General features: G+C 36.5%; 1 protein-coding gene. It reads left to right on the forward strand.

Translation table 11 applies throughout. The annotated features are described in order from the left end of the window. Positions 1 to 481, forward strand: a 481-nt coding sequence (locus IAI10_RS24765; RefSeq protein ID WP_315675952.1) for a transposase, incomplete at its 5' end; no start/stop codon positions are given. Positions 482 to 543: the final 62 nt, after the last annotated feature.

Genomic DNA, 543 nt, shown 5'->3' on the forward strand with positions numbered 1-543 from the left:
CTACGCTAAACGCTTCGAAATAAGGCAAGAAAAATCAGAGCCGATTATAGAAGCTTTTATAAAATACGTAGATGAAGAAATTCCTAAAGCTCTACCTAAAAGTCCACTTGGTCAGGCGCTAGCCTACACTCAAAAGCTTTTGCCAAGTTTTAGAATTTTCTTAACAGATGGATCTCTCGAAATCGATAATAATGCATCTGAAAGAGCTATAAAAGCCTTTGTTATAGGTCGCAAAAATTGGGTGTTGCATAACACTTCAAGAGGTGCTAGCGCTAGCGCCACTATTTACAGCGTTATAGAAACAGCTAAAGCTAATGGTTTAGCTGTAGAAAAGTATTTGACCTACTTAATAGATGTGCTTTCTAATTTGGAGGATAAGGATAAAAACAAAGATACGCTGCTAAAACATATGCCTTGGTCGGAACAACTTCCAGCCAATGTATTCCTTCAAAATCCTGATATTCATAATTCAAAGAACTAGCTTAAATCCAATAGCGAAGCGGTGATGATACATGCTTTCTACTGGATTTAGTTTATCAAAAT

Origin of the sequence: Clostridium sp. 19966, assembly GCF_032335695.1 — a bacterium.
Lineage (GTDB): Bacteria > Bacillota > Clostridia > Clostridiales > Clostridiaceae > JACTOJ01.